This window comes from Endozoicomonas sp. ISHI1, from assembly GCF_024606225.1.
In the GTDB taxonomy this organism is placed as follows: Bacteria; Pseudomonadota; Gammaproteobacteria; order Pseudomonadales; family Endozoicomonadaceae; genus Endozoicomonas_A.
Genome location: NZ_JAGRPU010000011.1, coordinates 109,027 through 128,142, shown reverse-complemented (window position 1 = coordinate 128,142; position 19,116 = coordinate 109,027). Strand labels below are relative to the sequence as shown.

Annotated in this window: 20 protein-coding genes and 1 riboswitch; of the genes, 11 read left to right on the top strand and 9 right to left on the bottom strand. The window is 46.4% G+C overall.

Translation table 11 applies throughout. The features are described from left to right. Window positions 1-48: 48 nt before the first annotated feature. Window positions 49-1,281 carry a hypothetical protein gene (locus tag KBW69_RS09355; protein WP_257280694.1) on the top strand — a complete coding sequence of 411 codons (1,233 nt, stop codon included), beginning with the start codon at window positions 49-51 and terminating at the stop codon, window positions 1,279-1,281. A 66-nt stretch (window positions 1,282-1,347) separates the two neighbouring features. After that, window positions 1,348-2,535, top strand: coding sequence for a hypothetical protein (locus KBW69_RS09350; RefSeq protein WP_257280693.1), 1,188 nt, complete (start codon window positions 1,348-1,350; stop codon window positions 2,533-2,535). A 9-nt stretch (window positions 2,536-2,544) separates the two neighbouring features. On the opposite strand, the gene KBW69_RS09345 is transcribed toward KBW69_RS09350, so the two are convergent. Next, window positions 2,545-2,850, bottom strand: a complete 306-nt coding sequence (locus KBW69_RS09345; RefSeq protein WP_257280692.1) for a GIY-YIG nuclease family protein — start codon at window positions 2,848-2,850, stop codon at window positions 2,545-2,547. A gap of 437 nt (window positions 2,851-3,287) precedes the next feature. Between KBW69_RS09345 and pgtP the strand changes: the two genes are divergently transcribed. Next, on the top strand, window positions 3,288-4,643 hold the full coding sequence (gene pgtP / locus KBW69_RS09340; protein ID WP_257276130.1) for a phosphoglycerate transporter protein PgtP: 1,356 nt from the start codon (window positions 3,288-3,290) through the stop codon (window positions 4,641-4,643). 173 nt (window positions 4,644-4,816) lie between these two features. On the opposite strand, the gene KBW69_RS09335 is transcribed toward pgtP, so the two are convergent. Next, a complete protein-coding gene (locus KBW69_RS09335; protein ID WP_257276129.1) occupies window positions 4,817-5,248 on the bottom strand; it encodes a DUF2147 domain-containing protein in 432 nt (143 codons plus the stop codon). A gap of 97 nt (window positions 5,249-5,345) precedes the next feature. Continuing rightward, complete coding sequence (locus tag KBW69_RS09330; protein ID WP_257276128.1) at window positions 5,346-6,557, bottom strand: aromatic amino acid transport family protein; 1,212 nt, start codon at window positions 6,555-6,557, stop codon at window positions 5,346-5,348. A gap of 138 nt (window positions 6,558-6,695) precedes the next feature. Here KBW69_RS09330 and KBW69_RS09325 point away from each other — a divergent pair, with 138 nt between their 5' ends. Continuing rightward, window positions 6,696-7,037, top strand: coding sequence for a 5-carboxymethyl-2-hydroxymuconate Delta-isomerase (locus KBW69_RS09325; protein WP_257276127.1), 342 nt, complete (start codon window positions 6,696-6,698; stop codon window positions 7,035-7,037). Here KBW69_RS09325 and hisA read toward each other — a convergent pair. Beyond that, a complete protein-coding gene (hisA, locus tag KBW69_RS09320) occupies window positions 7,034-7,801 on the bottom strand; it encodes a phosphoribosylformimino-5-aminoimidazole carboxamide ribotide isomerase (protein WP_257276126.1) in 768 nt (255 codons plus the stop codon). The genes KBW69_RS09325 and hisA overlap by 4 nt on opposite strands. Before the next feature lie 143 nt (window positions 7,802-7,944). On the opposite strand from hisA, the gene KBW69_RS23740 reads away from it, so the two are divergent. After that, complete coding sequence (locus tag KBW69_RS23740; RefSeq protein ID WP_368736483.1) at window positions 7,945-8,148, top strand: S1/P1 nuclease; 204 nt, start codon at window positions 7,945-7,947, stop codon at window positions 8,146-8,148. Here the strand turns inward: KBW69_RS23740 and KBW69_RS09315 are convergent. Continuing rightward, entirely contained in the window at window positions 8,142-8,891 is a 750-nt protein-coding gene (locus KBW69_RS09315; protein WP_257276125.1) for an META domain-containing protein, read from the bottom strand. The genes KBW69_RS23740 and KBW69_RS09315 overlap by 7 nt on opposite strands. Window positions 8,892-9,069: 178 nt before the next feature. On the opposite strand from KBW69_RS09315, the gene KBW69_RS09310 reads away from it, so the two are divergent. Beyond that, on the top strand, window positions 9,070-9,201 hold the full coding sequence (locus KBW69_RS09310) for a hypothetical protein (RefSeq protein ID WP_257276124.1): 132 nt from the start codon (window positions 9,070-9,072) through the stop codon (window positions 9,199-9,201). Between the two features lie 73 nt (window positions 9,202-9,274). On the opposite strand, the gene KBW69_RS09305 is transcribed toward KBW69_RS09310, so the two are convergent. The 3 genes from KBW69_RS09305 to KBW69_RS09295 all read right to left on the bottom strand — a co-directional run bounded on the left by KBW69_RS09305 (window position 9,275) and on the right by KBW69_RS09295 (window position 12,833). Beyond that, window positions 9,275-9,655, bottom strand: coding sequence for an SET domain-containing protein (locus KBW69_RS09305; protein WP_257276123.1), 381 nt, complete (start codon window positions 9,653-9,655; stop codon window positions 9,275-9,277). Between the two features lie 143 nt (window positions 9,656-9,798). Then, a complete protein-coding gene (locus KBW69_RS09300) occupies window positions 9,799-11,601 on the bottom strand; it encodes a DEAD/DEAH box helicase (protein ID WP_257280691.1) in 1,803 nt (600 codons plus the stop codon). Window positions 11,602-12,257: 656 nt separating this feature from the next. Further along, on the bottom strand, window positions 12,258-12,833 hold the full coding sequence (locus KBW69_RS09295; protein ID WP_257276121.1) for a lysophospholipid acyltransferase family protein: 576 nt from the start codon (window positions 12,831-12,833) through the stop codon (window positions 12,258-12,260). 324 nt (window positions 12,834-13,157) lie between these two features. On the opposite strand from KBW69_RS09295, the gene KBW69_RS23735 reads away from it, so the two are divergent. The 4 genes from KBW69_RS23735 to KBW69_RS23720 all read left to right on the top strand — a co-directional run bounded on the left by KBW69_RS23735 (window position 13,158) and on the right by KBW69_RS23720 (window position 16,234). Further along, window positions 13,158-13,766 (top strand): hypothetical protein, encoded by a 609-nt coding sequence (locus KBW69_RS23735; RefSeq protein ID WP_373690683.1) that lies wholly within the window; start codon window positions 13,158-13,160, stop codon window positions 13,764-13,766. A gap of 237 nt (window positions 13,767-14,003) precedes the next feature. After that, complete coding sequence (locus tag KBW69_RS23730; protein WP_373690682.1) at window positions 14,004-14,603, top strand: hypothetical protein; 600 nt, start codon at window positions 14,004-14,006, stop codon at window positions 14,601-14,603. A gap of 250 nt (window positions 14,604-14,853) precedes the next feature. Continuing rightward, entirely contained in the window at window positions 14,854-15,453 is a 600-nt protein-coding gene (locus KBW69_RS23725; RefSeq protein ID WP_373690681.1) for an RING finger domain-containing protein, read from the top strand. 202 nt (window positions 15,454-15,655) lie between these two features. Continuing rightward, window positions 15,656-16,234, top strand: coding sequence for an RING finger domain-containing protein (locus KBW69_RS23720; protein WP_368736486.1), 579 nt, complete (start codon window positions 15,656-15,658; stop codon window positions 16,232-16,234). Window positions 16,235-16,307: 73 nt separating this feature from the next. Here the strand turns inward: KBW69_RS23720 and moaA are convergent, their stop codons facing one another. After that, window positions 16,308-17,288 (bottom strand): GTP 3',8-cyclase MoaA, encoded by a 981-nt coding sequence (gene moaA, locus KBW69_RS09290; RefSeq protein ID WP_257276120.1) that lies wholly within the window; start codon window positions 17,286-17,288, stop codon window positions 16,308-16,310. Continuing rightward, window positions 17,277-17,442, bottom strand: a riboswitch (molybdenum cofactor riboswitch). It overlaps the preceding gene by 12 nt. A gap of 407 nt (window positions 17,443-17,849) precedes the next feature. Here moaA and moeA point away from each other — a divergent pair. After that, a complete protein-coding gene (moeA, locus tag KBW69_RS09285) occupies window positions 17,850-19,088 on the top strand; it encodes a molybdopterin molybdotransferase MoeA (RefSeq protein WP_257276119.1) in 1,239 nt (412 codons plus the stop codon). Window positions 19,089-19,116 lie beyond the last annotated feature (28 nt).

Here is a 19,116-nt window from a genome sequence, read left to right as displayed (position 1 = left end):
GTAGAAAAGTCTGCTACATTCATTCTGACTTTTTACCAGAGAAAAACGATGCGATTTATTTTGTTCGGGTTCCTGTTGTTACTCCATCTGTTTCAGGCATGCAATGCTCGTGATGTCTACAAAAGCATTTTGTGGGAGTACGATTTTTATTCGCATGCTGATAACAAGAGCATCACTGTGCATTTAAACTCAGAGATCTCTATAATTTGTCCCAACCTGCCCACAGTGGTAAAAAAGCGCAGTCACGATAGGCAAACCTCAACAATGTACGAAAATATATGGTTGACGAGCAACGCAACCGACTATGAGAATTGTGAAGTAGGGGGATTGAAAGCAATAGGAACCAATAAACCTATAGATCGCTTTATTTGCAACAAGCCCAATGAATTAATTTATCTTAATTTATTGTTTCTTGAACATGCTGCCGGAGCAGACGACAGAACCTTTGAAGGAGGAAAAAATTACTATATCTTTTCCACATCAGATGGCACTCAATCTTCAGTTTATAGAAGAAAAGGCGGGCATTGTTCAACACATAACATGCGCCTCAAGATTTACGTTTGCATGAAAGGAGGAGACCCGGACCCTAACTGCAAAAAAGGCCTGGACCCTAATATAAACAGGTTTTCTGCAAACAATCCTTTTACTCCTGCTCCTTTTGCAACTCTTTTAACAGAGCCATTAACCGACCCTGTAACGACGACTGTTCCTGCTGTTACTACCGACTCCGATGCCGAAACGGTCAGTACAAATACGACTGAAAAGGCTCCTGTCATAATGACGGGCCCCTACACTGCTAGCGACAGTGATACCGATTCTCACAACGATAACGAAGCGGTCAGGATAATAGCTACTGAAACAGCTTCCACCAGGTTTCATCATTCACTGGCAGAGCCCATTCAGTTACTTTGGGAGATCGGCTATAACCAGACCCAAACAGCCTACCTCACTGAAGAAGAAAACTACCCGGTGATTGCACTTTGTAGAGAACCCAACACCAGGATCAGCCTGCTAAACAATAAAGGAACGATTGTCGACAGCTGGTTATGCCGACAAGCCGGTGAGCATCTGACGATACTTAAATCTGAATACCGGAATGGCGAAACGTATCTATTTGAGGCATTACCCGAATATGAACGTATACGAGTATGGAAATCGAGCCTGTCTGTCAATGTGGGTAGTTTTCAGGATCTTTATATCAGTAAGGCCACCCCACACTACAACCCATCGGCGTTAGCTCTTTTGATCTCAATGTATCTTTTTACTGCAAGCATGCTCTGACACGATTTTCTGAAGCTATGCAGATAGGTCTGCTACTTTTATTCTGACTTTTAACAGAGAAAAACCATGCAATTTGTTTTATTCGGATTCCTGCTGTTACTCCCTCTGTTTCAGACATGCGATGCTCGTGATGTCTACACCAGCGTCTGGTGGTGGGATCATTTATATTCCCACGCCAAGAACAAGAGCATATCTGTGAGACTAAACTCGCAGCTGTATTTTATTTGTCCCAATAAGCCGACAGTGGTAAAGAAGCGCGCTAATGATAGACAAACCCTAACCATGTACGAAAATATATGGCTAACGGACAACGAAACCTACTATGAGAATTGTGAAATAGGAGAAAATCCACGAGATAAAGTCATAGATCTCTTTCCTTGCAACCAACCCGTCGAGCTGTCTTTTCTTAGCATACTTTTTCTCGAACATGCTGCCGGACTCAACGACAGAACCTTTGAAGGGGGAAAACATTACTACTTCCTATCCACATCCAATGGCCTGGAGTCTTCTATTCATAACAAAAAAGGCGGACACTGCCTGACACACAACATGCGCCTAAAGGTTTACGTCTGTAATAAAACGGCTGACGCCAATCCCGGCTGCGCAGACCCGGATCCTCAGTTAAATGACGGTTTTATCATTCCCCCTTATACCCCTGTTCCTTTAACCACTCTTTTAACAACGCCTGTAACAGATCCTGTGACCACTACCCGTCCTGCCAGAACGAATACCGAAACGGTTATGACAAATGCGACAGACAAGGTTCCTGTTATTATTAGTGACACCGATGCTGACGAAGATACCGAAACGGCCATGACAACGGCTACTGAAATAATTCCCACCGACTATGATCGTTCAGTGACACCCCCCATTCAGTTAATCTGGGAGATCAGCTATAACCGGACCCAAACGGCCTCTATCTTCGAAGAAAGGAATTACCCGGTGGTTGCACTGTGTAACGAACCCAACACCAAGATCAGCCTGCTGAACAATAAAGGAAGGATTGTTGATAGCTGGTTATGTCAGAAAGCAGGTGAACGCCTGACCATACTCAAGCCTGAATATCGCAATGGTGAGGTTTATTTATTTGAGGCATCACCCGAGTTCAGCCGTATACGAGTATGGAAATCAACCCTGTCTGTCAATGTGGGCAGCTTCAAGACTCAGTATATCAGTGCAGCCAACACCCTCTACAACCCACCGGCATTGGCACTTTTGATTTCAATGTATCTTTTGACAGGAAGCGCATTCTGACAGGATCGATTACTCAAAACCTGCCCCTGTTGGCAGCACTTCAGCATAGTTTGAAGCCCTGTTTTGCTTTTCTTTCAGCAGAGCTTCCTTCTGGGTACGAGTCATCTTTTTAATGGCGGCTTCCCGCTTGCCTGCTGTTGAACGGTTATGACCTTCTTCCACATACATCAGGGCAGAAGGTTTTTTACCATTGAAAAATCGAGCACCGCCTTTCTTTTCGCCCGAGTGCTCTTTCCAGCGCCGTTCGATATTGGTGGTAATACCCGTGTACAGACTGTTGTTACTTGCCAGAATGATATAAACGAACCAGTTCATGGAACCTGCATATAAAAGATAATTAACAGCATTTTACTGTACCGGACAGGCAAGTACATGGCTTCAATAACAGAAAATTAAACGATAGTTCTATTTAACAAATTTCATTCGGATATTAAGTTTTTTAGACTTTCGACTTGCTAAATCACAAATCTGGACTGAAATTAACACTTGATAAAAACCCATAGGCACATCTTCACACAGGTTCTGTGGGACTTATAAAGCAGCTTCTCTTTTGATATCGGTGAGTCTAACCATCATTTTGCAGTTGCCTGTAAGAATGATTCTCGCAGTATGGAGAGAAAAGCCGTTTCGGATCATTCAGCCATGGACCCAATTGTCGGCCAAAGGAATACAAGACGTAACTCTTGGCTGCCCAGACATAAAAACATATTCGGGAAAAATGGCACTAGCAAATAAATTCGGGAGTACTTCATATGCTGGGCTTTCTCAGTCCTCCTGCTCATCAAGAGCAGATTGCGTCCAAAGAAGTCGATGAAACTTATAAAAAGCTCCGTTTTCAGGTTTTGTTCGGCATCATTGTTGGCTATGCCGCTTATTACCTGATTCGCAAAAATTTCTCTCTGGCCATGCCCAATCTGATTGAACAGGGTTTTAGCAAATCCGAACTCGGCGTGGCCCTCTCAGCCGTTTCTTTTGCCTATGGCTTTAGCAAGTTTCTCATGGGCAACCTGTCTGATCGCAGTGACGCCCGGAAATTCATGAGTATTGGCCTGATTCTTTCGGCTCTGACCATGATCTTTATGGGAACCGTTCCTTTTGCCACAGCTTCAGTCCCTGCCATGTTTGCCCTGCTGTTTCTTAATGGCTGGTTTCAGGGCATGGGCTATCCGGCGGGCAGCAGGGTCATGACACATTGGTTCTCCGTTAGAGAAAGAGGGGTTAAATGGGCCTACTGGAATACCTCTCATAACCTCGGAGCCGGTCTGGTGGGACCTATGGCCATATTTGCGGTCTTTCTGTTTGGCGACTGGCAATCACAGCTCTGGTTCCATGGCGTCGTAGCCCTTGTTCTGGCCGGTATCACCTGGACATTATTAAGAGATACCCCCCAGTCCTGCGGTCTGCCCAGCATCGAAGCCTGGACTGGCGATAAGCTTAAATCCTATGACGAGCATCACCATGAGCAAGAGATGTCGGCCAAAGACATCTTTTTCAAATATGTATTCAACAATAAACTGCTCTGGTATCTCTCACTGGCCAATGTCTTCGTTTACCTGGTTCGCTACGGAGTACTGGACTGGGCGCCAACTTACCTGAAAGAAGTTAAAGGTTTTTCAATGGCTCAAAGTGGCTGGGCCTATTTCTTTTACGAGTTTGCAGGCATTCCGGGTATCCTGCTCTGTGGCTGGGCCAGTGACCGCTTTTTCAGAGGCTGTCGTGCTCCAGTCAGTATGTGGATGATGGCGCTGGTCTGTGTAGCCATTGTTATCTACTGGCAGAACCCTGCCGGGCACCCGATGATTGATAACCTCTGCCTGATATTTGTGGGCTTTCTGATTTATGGTCCTGTGGTGCTGGTAGGTTTGCAGGCCGCTGACTCAGCCCCGAAGAAAGCGACCGGAACCGCCACTGGCCTGACCGGCCTGTTTGGTTACCTCGGTGGTGCGCTGTTTGCCAACCTGGCCATGGGAGTCATTGTTGACGCGATGGGCTGGAGTGGCGGTTTTATGCTGATACTGGCAGCCTGTGGCATGGCAATTCTGTTTTTGGCACTGACTTTGAAAAAGGAGAAAGACGACAAAGCTGAGCTCTTCAGTCAGTACAAATGACTGCCATATGGCTTCATTGGAGCCATTCACTGACCCCGGCAGTCATCTCTGCCGGCTATTATTGGCCCATGGACTTAGGGCCATTTTCAAATCTATCTAGCAGCCTGTCGGACTTAAGGCTGTCCTACTGCGTCTTGCAATCCTCGCTACGGACGCTTAAGTCCGACAGGCTGCTAGTCGGCTTTAACCCAAACCTGGGTTCTGCCTAACAATGAAAAGCCCACATACCCCCTAAGCTTGAGCTTTTTACCTCCGTCAATCAATTTCATGCTGCCGCTGTATACTTTGCCCGACTTCGGATCTAGCACTTTTCCGTTGTCGTATTGAGAACCGTCTTTTTTCATCCCCCAGAGAAAAGTCAGCCCCTCTATCTTCTGATCCTTATTATCACCTTTGCATTTTTCACAGACCGCATTTCTGGATGCAGGATCAAGGATCTCCACAATCTTGCCTTTCAGCTGATCACCTTCTTCCCAGATAGTCACCAGAGATTCCTTTTTATGGGTTTCTTCATCAACGGTGTACCATTGACCAACGTATCCATTGGCAAGAGACAAAGCCGGGAGAAGCAGCGCAGAGGCTACCAGAAGTGCTTTTCGTAACATGAGGAGTTCCTGTTTTCCTGAGTGGATGAACTGATATTAATCGGATCATTCTCAAACAACCAGACAAACTCTTCTGACAGTGATTTTTTATGAATGATCAAGAATCCAGAGCTGGCAGCCAGCCGGAAACAATGCCTGCCTGAGCAAGAATGACGGCCAGCCCGATCAAACACATAATCACCAGCAACAGTTTGCCCCCGGCCACCTGATAAGGCTCTTCAAGGTCCTGCTTTCGTGCTTCCCAGACCAGCATGACAGGAATAAAGACCGCCAGAATCACCAAAGCCACAGCAGCATAGCCCAGAGTCATCACGAAGCCTCCCGGAAACAAAACCGCCACCAGCAATGGCAGGCCCAGTGTCAGGCAGACAGTCTGAATACGACCCATGATGTTATCAGGTCTCTGGCTGACCTCAGCCAGATAATCAAACAGGCCAATGGCCACTCCTAAAAATGAAGTACCCAGCGCACAGACTGTGAAACCACTGATGAGATAACTAAAGCCGGAATAATGACTGGCATCCCCAATTTTACGGATAAGCTGGCCCACTGCATCCGGACTACTGTGCAGGCTGTTGATCTCCACAGATGACAAAGTACCGTTGGTCGCAACCTGCCAGAGTGAATAGACCACAAGGGGCAAGACACTGCCCAGCACCAATGCCAGGCGAAAATCTCCGGGCCTGCCTTTGACATATCGCACGACGGTAGGTACTGCACAATGATACCCAAAGGAGGTGTAAAGTACTGGCAAAGCGGCGAAGAGCATACCGGGTTCACCGACTCCAAGGGTGAGATTTTCGGCTTCTGCTTCTGGCAGTAGAAGCACCATGATGAACATCAATAACATCATCATCAGGAAGAACATTGTGCGATTGGCATAATCCACAACCACAGTCCCGATCACCACCATAACGGCAATAACAACTGCCACCAGCGTAGCTGACTGAGAAAAACTGAGAGCCAGTCCCATCCTGTGGCTGAAGGAAACAACTTGCCCTGCGCCGGCTGTGATATAGGCTGAACAGAGTGAATAATATAGAAACAGCATGGCCAGAATAGCCACAGCCTGACCAGATTTTCCCAGCAACCGCCCCACCACACCATGAAGGTTATCGGCTTCTGGCACGGCGCGGCAGGCCTCCGCTATGAGCAAACCTCCATAGCAGGCCAGAGCAGCCATTAACATCATCAGCAGGATGCCTGACCAAATACCCGTAGCAGCAGAAACCAGCGGCAAAGCCAGCATACCTGCCCCAATAGATGTGCCTGCTACCAGCAGGGTGCTTCCCAGTGTTTGACTGTTCATGTATTAGTTCATCGTTTCCTTTCCAAACAACCAGAATAGACAAGAATCAACAGGAATTTATAGAGCCACCTTTCTTGCTGTTTCTCTTCCCGAGCTTTTGATAGGCTACTTCACAACACTTCTTAAAGACAATTCGCCATGCCACATTGCGTCATCGAATACTCTTCAGACATTGAACAGAATCACTCAATCAGAGATCTGATTTCAACTGTTCATCAAAGCGCTCTGGAATCAAGGCTATTTAAAGCAGAAGACATCAAGTCCAGAGCCATCCCCTGTGAGTACTTTCAAACCGCTCAGCCTGAGCAATCCTTTGTTCACATCACCGTCAGGATTATGAAAGGTCGTACCACCACCGAGAAGAAAGATCTGAGCCAAAAAGTGCTCAGTGCTGCTGACCAGATCATCCCGAACGTGAATATTCTGACGGTTGAAATTCTTGATATTGATACTGACAGTTATTCAAAACGGCTTGCTTAAGATGGGTAATCCGTTTTACAGCTCGCGACGACATCCATAAACGCCAGGGAACCACCAAAAATATCCAGAGCACTGCCTATGGTAATGTGCACCTGACCGTTACCGGCTTTTCTCACCGCCTCAATGTCTTCCAGAGAGGCAATCCCCCCCGCATAGGTCACCGGAACGGGTGAATATTGAGCCAGCAGGGAAACCAGTTCCAGATCAGGCCCACCCATCAAGCCTTCAACCGATGCGGCATGAACAAGAAACTCATCACAATAGTGAGCCAGCTTCTCCAGTGTCTGAGCATTGATTCGAGTATCGGTAAACTTCTGCCAGCGATTCGTGACAATGAAATAGTCACCGCCTTTTTTCTTACAGGAAAGATCCAGCACCAGGCGCTCCCTGCCCACCGCGGCCAGCAATTTGTTGAGATTTTCAAAATTGATCTGACCATCCTTAAAAACGTAGGAGGTCACAATGACGTGGGAGGCTCCCATATCAAGGTACTGAACGGCATTTTCTGCTGTAATACCGCCGCCAACCTGAAGGCCTCCGGGCCAGCCTGAAAGAGCTGAAGCGGCGGCGACCTCATTACCGGGCCCCAGTTTTATGACATGGCCACCGGTTAACTGTTCCTGACGGTAAAGTTCCACAAAATAAGCCGCTGAACGGTCACTTTCAAAATTCACCTGAGCCGAATTATCACCATCACGCAGAGAGCTTCCCACAATCTGTTTCACCTTGCCTTCGTGCAGATCAATACAGGGTCGAAACTGCATAACGGGAACTCCTTTGTGTCTTGTTAACAGTAAAATGGAAGGTCTAAATCTATCACATTAACCGTGAGCTGAGAGAATCTTTCCAGCCATACCCTGACCAATAAGTTAGTAGTTGCTTCCGGAACAGAGGAAAAGAAGGCGCCATGTGTCGGTGGAAGTCCCCTGCAAACCGGACCAGGGAGAGCCTTGATATACAGAGAACATCAGTCTTTGATCAGATCAAAACAGGCAAGCCTCTCAGCAAAGAATATTTGCTGAGAGGGCAAAGGATTGCAAAAGAGAGGATAACGACTTCAGGTTATCAACTGGCTGAAGTTCTGAACAGGCATTCAAGCCATAATCATTGACCTGAGTTAAATTCCAGAGGTCTGGAGAAATCAATAATCTTATTCGAAGTACTGTGGGAAATCAGCTTTCCATTTTGCCTGACTTCTACAGCAACAGAATAGGTGTGGTTTGGCTCAATCAGAGAGGGCGAGTATGGAACATCAAATTTCAAGGGTCCATCAACCCCCTGATCCAGCCTGATTTTTTTCTCACCAATCAGATTCGAGTGATGATCCTTGTTGGTGATATCTTTCATCGAAACGATAACATCCGAGCCAGCAGGGAAACTGCCTGTGGATGATTTGATGACCCCTCTGACTTTCGCGCTCTCTGCAAAATAAGTGATCGTCTCATCATTGTGGCGCCCCTTGAGAGTCATCACCAGACCATTGGACGTCATGGTGTCAACCTGCTGAAGCCCTTTGAAATAAGCCATTTCCTGTTTCATGTAAGGTTCCGGACAGGCCATCATGGTGGAGCCCACTCTACCAAACTGCAGCTCATCCTGCTGCATCGTATAGCTACCAAAGTAACCATTACAAGGGCCGCGACCACTGATCTGACCATCCTTGCTGGAAGCAGACTGAAACTCAAGGGTAACTCTTTTACCATTTACCGGTGGCGCGCCATTCAGGGAATGCAGCACCCAGGTTTTACCCTCAACGTCAGTGGGTGTTACCACCACACTCTTGTCCGGTGTAGTACAGGCAGCAAGAAAACCTCCTGCTGCCAGCACCAGAACATAACGGCCCATGGTTCTCATGATTTTACCTTATACCTCACGTGAGACGGTTCTTGATTTCTGCTCTGGCAGAAAGGCCTGAGCATAAACCCTGAAGCTGCTCATTGAAAACCGCCAGAAACCTTCATTACCAAGGCCTGACACAAAATACGGAGCTATATACGGAATACAGTTCTATAAAAAGTAGTACAGAATCCTGATGAAACCCAAGATTGCAGTGACACCACTAACCCGGATAGAAGCGACACCTATACACGACAAAGAAGTAGCAAACAGTAGAACATCGACCGATACTCATATGACTGAACACCTCCAGATAAACATCTCTTAGTGTAGCAGCCAAATGATTCACAACATAAATCAATCATACTAACTAATGATTCCTGAATTCAGGTATCCACTGTTCAGGGTTCCCACTGAATACCTTCCCAAAGCGGCGATCGATCGTTTGGTGAACCGTTGTAGTTAATCGTTATCTCTTCATTGGGCCGAATTTTTTTAATGGCAATAAATTCAATCACCCGGTCGTCCATATCAAACCGATAGAGTGCATTAGGTGTGTAAGAGTGGTTATAAATTGAACCCAGCCCCAAAGCAATGGCGGCTGAATCCATTGCCTCGCCCCAGGTAAAGTAATAGTTGTATATTGACGTTTGATCGATATGTTCAAGATCTTCAGGAGGCAATTCAAGAACAGGGCAACGCTCGATGACCGTATCTCGCTCAATCTTTTTACGGGTAAAGACTCCTCGCCCTTTCGAGCCAGAAAATGCCACGTATAGCATAAACGAGACCTCTTTAATTTTTATTTCCTGACAGTCTACCCGCCCTTTAACGGTCTGTTAATCGACTTTTGCAGTGCTCCACTCAAAAAAAAAGCAGAAGTACCTGGCTTCTGCTTTTTCATCATCAGGGAAAGATGACCGGCTTATGCTTCACGACGAGGCCTGCGTGAACTCTGACGTCTGTCTCCACCACGATTATCACGATCTCTTCTGAAACCTTCACCTTCACGACCACGACCACGACGAGGAGGACGACTGTTATCACGACGACCATCATCAACCCAAACTTTCAGACCGAGAGCCTTGTTGCGTACCTTGACATTTTTCAGAGCATCCAGCGTAGTCGCATCCACACCTTCCGGCAGGTAGATGGAAGAGCAGGTGTCGAAAAGGCGGATGTGACCGATGTTTTTGCCAGAAATATTACTTTCGTTGGCAATCGCACCGACCAGGTCTCCGGGCGAAATACCCTGATCGCGACCTACATCAACACGGTAACGAACCATGCCTTCATTATCTTCTTTCCGATCACGACGAAGACGCTCACCACGATCACGGTCTCCCCTGTCGCCACGATCCCGGCGCTCACGCTGTGTACGTTCTGGTTCTTTACCATCCGGGAACGGACGATCTTTCTGAGCCATAAAACAAAGAACAGCGGCCATGTCTTGGTAACTCAGTGCATGTTCGGTTTCCAGCTCAGCAATGATTTCACGAAATGCATCCAGCTCTTCACCCATTTCCAGGGATTTCACAACCTCTTCCTTGAAGGCACGGATGCGCATATCACGGACGTCACGCATGGATGGCAGACGCATAGTTTCGATGCGCTGACGGGTAGCATGCTCAATAGCACGCAACATACGACGCTCACGATGCGTAGCAAACAGAATAGCAACACCCTGACGACCAGCACGGCCAGTTCGACCAATACGATGAACATAAGCTTCCGTGTCATAAGGAATGTCGTAATTTACGACGTGAGACATACGCTCAACGTCAAGACCACGGGCTGCAACATCGGTGGCGATGAGAATATCGAGAGAGCCTTTCTTCAGTCGATCCACCACTTTTTCACGCAGCCCCTGACTCATGTCACCGTTTAATGCAGCAGCAGCAAAACCTCTTGCCTCCAGCTTTTCAGCCAGCTCTACGGTCGCGGTTTTGGTGCGCACGAAGATAATCATGGCATCAAAAGGTTCGACTTCAAGGATACGGGTCAGTGCGTCCAGCTTGTGAAAGCCGCTGACCATGCAGACTTTCTGAGTGATGGTATCAACAGTGGCGGTTTTCGCCTTGATCTCAACAGTGGCAGGATTTTTCAGATGCGTATCAGCAATCTTGCGAATCTGTCTGGGCATAGTGGCAGAGAACAGGGCTACCTGACGCTCTTCAGGTGTCTGTTCCATGATCCATTCAATGTCATCGACGAAGCCCATGCGCAGCATTTCATCGGCCTCATCCAGAACGACCGCTTTAAGTGCATCCAATTTGAGGCTTTCTCTGCGGATATGGTCCATGACACGACCCGGCGTACCCACAATAACATGAGCACCACGCTTGAGACCTCTCAGCTGACCACGCATATCCTGACCACCATAAACTGGCAGTACATGGAAGCCAGGCATGTGACGGGCATAACGCTGGAAAGCTTCAGCCACCTGGATGGCCAGTTCGCGCGTTGGTGTCAGGACCAGAACCTGAGGATCATTGGCCTTCATATCCAGTCTGGAAAGCATTGGCAGGGCAAAAGCGGCGGTTTTGCCTGTACCGGTCTGGGCCAGACCCAGCAGGTCTCTACCATCCAGAATCCGGGGAATACTCTGAGCCTGAATAGGAGAAGGTGTTTCATAACCAACATCCTGTACCGCCCTGATCACCGCCGGAGAAAGGGGCAGTTCAGCAAAGGTAATCATTGACTCAGTAGGGGTTGTGTCGTCAGACATCAAGTGCTCCGAAAAATTAGGCATTGATATGATCAGTGCTGTCCCTGTAGATACTCTGACAGGCAGCCGACGGGGTAATGCCGGTCTTAAGCCGTGAGAATCACCCATGGGCCAGTCGCAGGTAGAAAGACGGTCATCATGTTCTATGGAACAGGACAGGTTTCAGAGAGTCAGACAAGTTATTGATTAGCTTGAATAATCCAATGAAAACGCTGATCGCTCTTTCCGGATCTTGCGACCTGAGCCTGTGAACAGACTCCCATGTACACTGATCCACTGCACGATCCTTTTCGTAACGTGCGGTGATTATTAACCATGTTCCGGCCGCTCATTAACAGCCAGCGGCCTTTTCACTCATGGCAGTTGGGTGTCCATGACTTCGTTGATGATCTCGAAAGAACTGACAGGGTCGGTATCCGATGAGCATTCAATATGCAAACCGACCACAGAGGTAAACGGAGTACCAGGACTACTGGGAAGCCTTATTGAACAGCCTTCCCACAAAAGGGCGGTCATTCTATCGCTAATCGCTCAACATAGATAGCTGTATTTCAAGCAACCGGCCTGTTTTTAGCCGATAGAGAGAAGGGGTTTATAGCTACTGATGACTATTTGCAGCCATTTACCTATCCCACACCAAATACCAGCAGGTCTCTTCAGAATCTATGAGGCCTTTTGCCCGTCATCCCCCGATAGAAGTCCTGAATCTTCTTCAGGTCATCCTCGTATTTTTCCGTAGGGAAGAACATGGGACCAAAACCTCCCACTTTGGTTTTAAAATCCAGAAACCCCAGGGCAATGGGCACACCTGCACCAGCCGCAACATGATAAAAACCACTTTTCCACTGGCCTACCTTGCTGCGCGTTCCCTCAGGAGGGATAGTCACGATAAGATCCTCAGAAGCATTAAACCGGTCGACGACTTGCTGCACCAGTCCGGTATTTCGGCTTCGCTCCACAGGAATGCCACCCATCCAACGCATTATGGGGCCCATGGGCCCCTTAAAAAGGCCGCTCTTGCCCATCCAGGAAATCTTGATACCGAATCTGAAGGCAATGGCTATCACCAGAATAAAGTCCCAGTTGCTGGTATGGGGGGCAGCAATAAGGACATATTTTCGAGCATTTGGCTTTTTACCTGACAATTTCCAGCCTGTCAGTTTCAGACCCAGAGTAGAGATAAAGCGAAAGAGAGTATTAACAATGGGAGTATCAAAGATCGTATGAGTCATCAAGAAGGTTACCACAGGCAGTCAAGATCGAGACTGGCCCAGTATCCATAACAAATTAATGTTTATGATAAATTACATTCGCCCGGCCAGTCTTCGAGCGGGATTATACCCGTCCTAACCGGAATGTACACTTCAGCACACATTTTTACGTTTACCAAATTTCTCTTAAAATGGCCCAGAGGGGCCATGACGTGCAGGCACTGATAGAAGCGATCAGTCCGGGGGACTGATCATTCGGTGGGTGTTTGCAGATACAGAGTGTTTTTTTGTAGTGTAACCTTTCGTAATCTATCATCATCGAATGCTACCTGAAATTGATGCGCGATGAATATGTTTAGTTTATGCAAACTAGTGATTGTTATCTCACTAATATCATATGGTGCTTCCTACGGGTCTCAAGATAATACTTTTAATGATGAACGTGTAAATTCCAACCACACTATTTCAAATGAGGATTACGAACAGAACTTTTCGAGTGATCTAATAAATTTATTAACCTCAGTCTTGTTATATTATGATGAATTCAGACTGCCTTTACGTATAGCTGAAATATCAACTATTTTTTTGCTAAATTTCTATCTACTTAAAACGGGTAATATTTTCCCCCGTGAATGTATTTTTATTCTTGCCATTGCCTTGTTGTCAAGCTTTGTCTCTAACACTTCATATGACCTAAAAACAATTACCAATAATAGTGATAAAAACTCACCAGTAATCTATTTTAAACTCGTTGCACAAGAAATAGAGCACGTATCATCTTTATTGATTTACGACTACCTGTCAGTAAAGCTCTTTGCCGGGTTGTGTCCTATCTGTATAGAAACAGTGAGATACCCTGGCTGCTATGCGGCCTGTAAAAGGCACTGGTATTGCGAAGTGTGCATTCGTTCATGGCAGACACAATCACTTCTTTGCCCTCTATGTCGGCAGTAACCTCCAATTAAAATAATGAGAGCAACCGTCACCTCCTTCAATAAATGAACATTTCGGACAGTGAACTGCTTTTAGCTGAAGCATCTTTTTCTCCAGCCATTTTCTGTGGATAAAATATAGCCAGGACTTTCGTAACTCAGCAGTTGTTCGCAAGCGCAGTCTGCTGAATTTTTTTGTGATGTGACGCTTCATAACCTATGCTGACCAACTACACATTTAAATTCACATACAATAATTATGTTTGATTTATGCAGATTAGTGATATTTCTCTCGCTACTGTCTTATGGTGCTTCCTACGGGTCTCAAGATAATACTGGTTATGACGAACATGAAAGCTCCAACCGCACTATTTCATATGAAGATTACAAACAGAGCTTTTCGACTAACCTGTTAAATTTATTAACCTTTCTCTCGTCACATTATGATGAATTCAGGCTACCTTTACGTGTGACCGAGATAGCAGTTGTATGTTTGTCACATTTCTATCTACTTAAGCTGGGCAATACCCTTCATGATGAATATAATTTTATTTTTTTATCAGGCATTTTATTAAGCGGTGTTGCTAATATTTCATATGATCTAAGAATTAATCTGCATAATTATGAAAGCCTAACATTATTCATATTTAAATTAATCGCGCAAAGAACAGAGCACGCATCATCATTATTAATAACCGAATATCTGGCAGTAAAACTTTTTTCAGGATTATGTCCTATTTGTCTGGAACCGATGAGATACCCTATCGCCGTTGCAGCCTGTAAAAGGCACTGGTATTGCAAAGCATGCATTCGTATGTGGGAGGTGCAATCACCTCTGTGCGCCGTATGCCGACAGTAACCCTCGATGCACTATAGTGTATATCAGCCTTTCAAGGTAGCCGCTCATTTGCGGTGATCTTAAAAATTTCCAACCTGACCGCCAGCCTTTGCCCTTCAAACAACGCATTATTTACCATCCGGCTTGGATACTGAGAGCTGATCCCGCGAGCCTGGAAAGATAAATTCGGGGCCAATCCACTAAAATTCAATCTCGATAAGCAGGAGGTGTCTCTTCCCTGCTTGGATGTTCAGGAATTCAGGTAATAAATATGTATCATTTATGCAAATTAGCGGTGTTTATCTCACTAATATTTTATGGTGCTTCCTACGGGTCTCAAGATAATACTGGTTATGACAAACATGAAAGCTCCAACCACAGGCTTTCATATGAGGATTACGCACAGAGCTTTTCAAGTGACCTATCAAATTTATTAACTGCTCTCTCGTTATATTATGATGAGTTCAGGCTACCTTTACGTGTAACTGAAATAGCATGTCACAGTTTATTAAATTTTTATCTGCTTAAGCTGGGCAATACTTTTCATTATGAGTATCTTTTTATTGCTGCATATGGCACATTTTTTAGTCTTCTCGCTAATGCCGTATATGACATAAGAAAAAACAAGAATAATCCCGAAGACTTATCATTGTTCATATTTAGATTCTTTGCGCAAAGAATAGAGCACATATCGTCTTTATATGTTTCAGACTATTTGTCTGTAAAACTTTTCTCGGGACCATGTTCTATATGCCTGGAACCCGTGAGATACCCTATCGAAGTTGCAGACTGTAGAAGGCACTGGTATTGCACAGCATGCATTCGTATGTGGGAGGTACAATCACCTTTGTGTCCTGTATGCCGACAGTAAGCCATCGATGAAATAAAGAGTATACCGGTCAGCCTGTTCAATAAATACCCATTTCGGAAACAGAAAGGCTTTTAGCTGAAGCAGCTTTTGCTCTAGCCATTTTCAACGGGTGCTCGCAGGTGCAGTGTGCTGGACTTTTGGTGATGTAAGCTTTCGTAATCTACCATGACCTGGTGTTCCCTAAAATTCATATACAATAGATATGCTTTATTTATGCAAATCAGTGATATTTACCTTACTCATATCTTGCAGTGTTTCTTACGGGTCTCAAGATGATGCATCCAACCACACTATCTCATATGAAGATTACGAAAAGAGTTTTTCCAAAGACCTGATAAATTTATTAACTTCTCTTTCGTTATACTATGATGGACTCAGGCTCCCTTTACGTTTAGTTGAAATAGCAAGTGTTTCTTTTGTAAATTTTCATTTACTTAAACCAGGTAATGTTTTTCGTCAAGATTTTATAACTGTTTTTTCAACGAGCTTGATATTTTGCTTTTATTCTAATTTTACTTATGACTTAGTAGCATTTATCAAGAGTAATGAAAGCTTATCACTGGCCTTTTGTAGTCTCGTTGCACGAGTAACAGAGCACGTATTATCAGCAAGAATTTCCGACTACCTGACAGTAAAGTTCTTTGCAGGATTATGTCCTATTTGTATGGACCCCATAAGATACCCTGTCGCCGCTGGAGCCTGTTTAAGGCACTTCTATTGCGCATCATGTCTTCAAATATGGAAGGCACATTCACCTTTGTGCCCTGTGTGCCGACAATAATCCCCGATGAACCAAAGAGTATACCGGTCAGCCCATTGGAGGCCTAACCCTCTTAATCGAAGGGCGGGATCTCTCAGCCACCAATCTGGGCAAGATTCCGGGTGCCTCCGGTATACCCCTGATCCAGAAAATGACTGTCGACTTTCAATCTCAGTACTGATCGAATCTCCCGGATCAATTCATCCTGCTGACTGTCGTCCTGTAATAAACGTCGAAGGTCGTGGCCTGATTCAGAGAACAGGCACAGTTGCAGATGGCCCTGACTGCTAACCCTCAAACGGTTGCAGTCTTTACAGAAGTCTCTTGAATAGGGGGTGATCAGTCCAATGCGCCCCTGATAATCAGGATGACAATATTCGTAAGCCGGACCCGCATCCTTATTTCGGGCCATTCTGACCCAGCCCTGCTCCAGAAGCTGATCTCTTATTTGCTTTCCGGGGACATGGTATTGATTGAAAAAACAACCATTATCACCCGTCTGCATCAACTCAATGAAACGCATGGTAACAGGCTGGTGCTTAATCCAGTTCAGAAACGCGCCCAGTTGAATGTCGTTGACCCCTTTCATCAAAACTGCATTGACTTTGATAGAGGTAAGACCGTTCGCAAAGGCCTTATCAATACCTACCAGTATTTCCTGAAGACGGTCGTGCCCGGTTATTGCTGCAAACGCTCGGGGGTCGAGGCTGTCGATACTGACATTAATCTGATCAACACCGGCATCCAACCAGGACTCTACCCTCTGATCCATTTTGTAACCATTCGTGGTCATGGCAACATTCTGAATACCCGGAATGGACTTGATCGTACTGACAATGTCATTAAAGTCATTGCGCAGGGTGGGCTCACCACCGGTCAGACGAATTTTCTCAACACCGACCGCCACAAAAGCGGTCACCAGACGTTTAATTTCGGCAATACCCAGCGACTGCATGTGACTGTGCTCTTCACAGCCATCAGGCAGGCAATAGTTGCACTTGAAGTTGCACAGATCAGTCAGAGACAGTCTCAGATAGGGGAACGTTCGTCCCTGTCGGTCATGTAATGGTCGCATTTCACACCTTTCCAAACACGGGAGGCCCAGACATTTCTATATGAACCCTGGCAACCTTGCGTGTAACACACACAGGTTACGGCTTGGCAGCCATGCCTTCAGGACTATTACCTGATCAAGGGTTAGGCTGCGAAGCTCGGCGCTTTATTTAAATTAATTAGGCCCCCATCCTAACGCCAACTCAGTTAAATAGCCATGCCCGAAAGGACAATATTGAATGGCACAAATACCGTGAAACAGGCAAACCTTCCCGGTAAATTCAACCATGACACTGCGTAATCCCTATCAAAACCCGGAAAGAGTGATTGAGTAGCAACGGATACTTCAATAGACTTCTGCGCACTCAATGAATGATCGGGAATGCAAATACTGCCCCCCTACTGCAATCCTTCCCCTGAGCTGTTATCGGACTGACCGCATTCAACGGTTCGGGTAAAACAGCCCTGCTGGAAAAGCTGATCCCTCAGCAGGATCTCAACGACCCGGAGCAGATTGCTGAATTCATTTACGGCTTTTGTTTCAAAAAAGCCGTTGCAAAAACAGTAACGAGGAGATCTCTCAATGACTGACTGCTGTACTACCCCGGGGCTGATGCCCCTGCATGAAGGGCTGGAGAAGCTGATGACGGAAACACCGGTCGTCACAGAAACGGAAACGGTGGCTCTGGCTGACTGCCTGGACAGGGTTCTTTCTGACACGATCATTTCGCCGGTTAACGTTCCGTCCCACGATAATTCAGCCATGGACGGGTATGCACTCCGTTTCGGCGACCTGGCACAACATTCTGTAATGCCGCTGGCCGGAAAATCCCTGGCCGGACACCCTTATCAGGGTACTCTGCCCGCTGCTCACTGTATAAGAATCATGACTGGTGCCTCTCTTCCCGAAGGTGCCGATACCGTCATCATGCAGGAGCAGACCGAGAAAACTGAACAGGGTATTGCTTTTCGCAAGCCCCCTTCCCGCTCAGGTGATCACATTCGCCGTGCCGGTGAAGATATTCTTCATGGCTCTCAGGTTTTTGAAAAGGGTCACATCATCAAAGCTCAGGATGTAGGGCTGCTGGCTTCATTGGGACTCCCCACAGTTTCGGTCGTTCGCAAAATTAAAGTAGCGCTCTTTTCAACGGGTGATGAGCTGAAACTGCCCGGTGAAACACTGGGTCAGGGCAATATATACGACAGCAACAGATTTGCAGTATCTGCGATGCTCAAGCGCCTGGGAGCAGAAGTGATTGACCTTGGCAAACTCCGTGATGACCGCGAGGAGATCTGCAAAGCTTTACTGGAGGCTGATCAGCAGGCTGATGCGGTTATTACCTCCGGAGGGGTATCCGTGGGTGAAGCCGACTTTGTCAAAGATATTCTCAATGAAATAGGCCATACTTCCTTTTGGAGACTGGCCATCAAACCCGGCAAACCGTTTGCCTTTGGTAAACTTCCCAACAGTATCTTCTTTGGGCTACCGGGCAATCCGGTTTCCGCTACGGTGACTTTCCAGCAGCTGGCAGCACCCGCGTTGCATCATATGATGGGAGCAAAACCCGCTCCTGCTGCTGAACTGCCAGCAACCTGTCTCACCCCCCTCAAGAAACATCCCGGTCGCCTGGAATTCCAGAGGGGCATACTCTCAACCAACGAGAAAGGAGAAGCCGAGGTAGTCACAACAGGCAGTCAGGGGTCGGGCATTCTCAGATCCATGAGCATGGCTAATTGTTACATCGTTTTGCCTGCTTCCCAGGGAAGTGTTGAGGCAGGAGAAACAGTTAAAGTACAGATGTTTGACAAGCCTCTCGGGTAATTGCTCCCTGCCCTGAGGGCTGTCCCTA

Excerpts from the sequence above, each read along its gene's own strand:
- KBW69_RS23720 (WP_368736486.1), top strand. The coding sequence starts at position 15,656 with ATGCTTTATTTATGCAAATCAGTGATATTTACCTTACTCATATCTTGC.
- KBW69_RS09355 (WP_257280694.1), top strand. The coding sequence starts at position 49 with ATGCGATTTATTTTGTTCGGGTTCCTGTTGTTACTCCATCTGTTTCAG.
- hisA (WP_257276126.1), bottom strand. The coding sequence starts at position 7,801 with ATGCAGTTTCGACCCTGTATTGATCTGCACGAAGGCAAGGTGAAACAG.
- KBW69_RS09305 (WP_257276123.1), bottom strand. The coding sequence starts at position 9,655 with ATGCTATACGTGGCATTTTCTGGCTCGAAAGGGCGAGGAGTCTTTACC.
- KBW69_RS09345 (WP_257280692.1), bottom strand. The coding sequence starts at position 2,850 with ATGAACTGGTTCGTTTATATCATTCTGGCAAGTAACAACAGTCTGTAC.
- KBW69_RS09325 (WP_257276127.1), top strand. The coding sequence starts at position 6,696 with ATGCCACATTGCGTCATCGAATACTCTTCAGACATTGAACAGAATCAC.
- KBW69_RS09315 (WP_257276125.1), bottom strand. The coding sequence starts at position 8,891 with ATGAGAACCATGGGCCGTTATGTTCTGGTGCTGGCAGCAGGAGGTTTT.
- KBW69_RS23730 (WP_373690682.1), top strand. The coding sequence starts at position 14,004 with ATGTTTGATTTATGCAGATTAGTGATATTTCTCTCGCTACTGTCTTAT.
- KBW69_RS09300 (WP_257280691.1), bottom strand. The coding sequence starts at position 11,601 with ATGTCTGACGACACAACCCCTACTGAGTCAATGATTACCTTTGCTGAA.
- KBW69_RS23740 (WP_368736483.1), top strand. The coding sequence starts at position 7,945 with ATGTGTCGGTGGAAGTCCCCTGCAAACCGGACCAGGGAGAGCCTTGAT.
- KBW69_RS23735 (WP_373690683.1), top strand. The coding sequence starts at position 13,158 with ATGAATATGTTTAGTTTATGCAAACTAGTGATTGTTATCTCACTAATA.
- KBW69_RS09335 (WP_257276129.1), bottom strand. The coding sequence starts at position 5,248 with ATGTTACGAAAAGCACTTCTGGTAGCCTCTGCGCTGCTTCTCCCGGCT.
- KBW69_RS09295 (WP_257276121.1), bottom strand. The coding sequence starts at position 12,833 with ATGACTCATACGATCTTTGATACTCCCATTGTTAATACTCTCTTTCGC.
- KBW69_RS09330 (WP_257276128.1), bottom strand. The coding sequence starts at position 6,557 with ATGAACAGTCAAACACTGGGAAGCACCCTGCTGGTAGCAGGCACATCT.
- KBW69_RS09310 (WP_257276124.1), top strand. The coding sequence starts at position 9,070 with ATGAAACCCAAGATTGCAGTGACACCACTAACCCGGATAGAAGCGACA.
- pgtP (WP_257276130.1), top strand. The coding sequence starts at position 3,288 with ATGCTGGGCTTTCTCAGTCCTCCTGCTCATCAAGAGCAGATTGCGTCC.
- KBW69_RS23725 (WP_373690681.1), top strand. The coding sequence starts at position 14,854 with ATGTATCATTTATGCAAATTAGCGGTGTTTATCTCACTAATATTTTAT.
- moeA (WP_257276119.1), top strand. The coding sequence starts at position 17,850 with ATGACTGACTGCTGTACTACCCCGGGGCTGATGCCCCTGCATGAAGGG.
- KBW69_RS09350 (WP_257280693.1), top strand. The coding sequence starts at position 1,348 with ATGCAATTTGTTTTATTCGGATTCCTGCTGTTACTCCCTCTGTTTCAG.
- moaA (WP_257276120.1), bottom strand. The coding sequence starts at position 17,288 with ATGCGACCATTACATGACCGACAGGGACGAACGTTCCCCTATCTGAGA.